Origin of the sequence: Streptomyces sp. NPDC057486 (genome assembly GCF_042802415.1) — a bacterium.
In the GTDB taxonomy this organism is placed as follows: Bacteria; Actinomycetota; Actinomycetes; order Streptomycetales; family Streptomycetaceae; genus Streptomyces; species Streptomyces yanii.
This window is the reverse complement of the sequence record NZ_JBHVEE010000319.1, coordinates 1-1,641: the sequence shown is the minus strand read 5'-3', so window position 1 is coordinate 1,641 and position 1,641 is coordinate 1. Positions and strand designations below refer to the sequence as shown.

The following is a 1,641-nucleotide window of genomic DNA, read 5'->3' as shown; positions in this document are numbered from 1 at the left end:
CACCCCCACCAGGCAAGACCCGAAGAAATCCAGGCCGTCCTCACAGCCTGGGCCGCCGCCGGAACATGATCACTCAACACTGCGAAACACGAGGGCCCTTGTGAGGCAGGACAATCTGCGCCGGATCGTTTTGCGCGAGCGGGACCGGCCAGGAGCGGCGAACATCGGCCTGATCGACCTGACGGCCCGCTACGCGCTCGATGCCGGCTACCACGTCGTCGTCGAAGGGATCCTGTACGCCGACCGCTACGGGCAGATGCTCCAGCAGCTGCGCGCCGACCATCGCGGGCGCACCCACTGCTACTACCTGGACGTGCCATTCCCGGAGACCTTGGCCAGGCATGCGACCAAACCGATCGCAGACGAGGTCGGCGAGAGCCAGCTGCGCGAGTGGTACCGGCCGCTCGACCTCCTGCCCGGCAGCATCGAGACCGTCATCGACGCCGACAGCATCCTGGCGGACACCGTCAACCGCATCATGCACGACACCGACCTCGCCCTGCTCCCCGCACGGGAACACTGACCGGAGCCGGGCGGCGAGCACGGACGCGCGTGTCCAGACGTGACATCCGCGGTGGGTGGAGTGGCGCGATGGTCTGGCCCACGACTTCGGCGCCGCCTGACGCCCGGGCCGTCACGGAGGGCTCCGGCCTGGTGCGTGCCCGCCGCGCGGCCACGTTCGACGCTTGCGAGTTGCTCGCTGTCCAGGACCTGTAGCCCCGCTCGGACGGCGAGGGGGTGAAGCGCGACCCCCGGGGTGGGACGTGACTACCGCACCGGGGGTCGCGCCCAGCTACTCCGGTCCGGGAGCGCTTGGAGGTAACCGGCCACTGTGTCACGCCGCCGGTGCGGCTGCCCCGTCACCCCGCCGCGGCTGTTACCCAGTTCGGCCGCGCATCACGGCAACCGTCGTCCTCGCAGATGACTTTGGCGGCGCTGTGGCTGGCCGCCGAGCCGTCTGATCTGAGTGGCTGGCCCGGCTTTTGCGGGCACTCGTGCTGGTGGCGCCGAGGCCAGGCAGGCGACGGGGGATTACGCCTGCTCGGCCCCGGAGGCAATGGCCTGCACAAACAGGGGGAATGCGGGCCTTGCCGGGCCGTGACGGCCCCTTGAGGACAGCGTATCGGGTGCCACAGGGACCGACGACGCCATCGACAAGGATAGCCGTCCGACTTGATAGGCAAGCAGAAACTTGCCTATTGTGGAGGTGTGCCAGATGATGTGTTCAAGGCGCTGTCCGATCCGACCCGTCGCGCGATCCTCGATGAGCTGACGTGGCGGAACGGCCAGACTCTCTTCGAAATCTGCACGCGGCTTTCCGGCAAGCATGGGCTGGGTTTGTCACGCCAGGCGATCAGCCAGCACCTCGCCGTACTGGAAGCCGCGGGACTGCTGACGACGCGGCGCGAGGGCCGCTACAAGTTCCACGACCTCAATGCCCAACCGCTTGAGCAGATCGTCTCGCGCTGGCTCAAGCCGCACCAACCGGAGACTGGACCATGAAGATTTACGTCGCCCAGGTATTCGTCGACGACCAGAGCAAGGCTGAGTGCGTTGTGGCAAAGGGAGTCCCTGTTCGATGAGCAGGGGCTTCTTCGTGTGCGGGGCGTGATCGTGGAGGGGTAGGGGCAGGCAGGAGAC

General features: G+C 67.4%; 2 protein-coding genes and 1 pseudogene. All 3 read left to right on the top strand.

The genetic code is table 11. The features are described from left to right. Window positions 1-94 precede the first annotated feature (94 nt). A pseudogene (locus tag ACFU6I_RS48620) lies at window positions 95-523 on the top strand (kinase); the annotation flags it as partial. A gap of 68 nt (window positions 524-591) precedes the next feature. Continuing rightward, entirely contained in the window at window positions 592-717 is a 126-nt protein-coding gene (locus tag ACFU6I_RS48615; RefSeq protein ID WP_384381013.1) for a hypothetical protein, read from the top strand. Between the two features lie 492 nt (window positions 718-1,209). Further along, window positions 1,210-1,503 (top strand): metalloregulator ArsR/SmtB family transcription factor, encoded by a 294-nt coding sequence (locus ACFU6I_RS48610; RefSeq protein ID WP_352311884.1) that lies wholly within the window; start codon window positions 1,210-1,212, stop codon window positions 1,501-1,503. Window positions 1,504-1,641 lie beyond the last annotated feature (138 nt).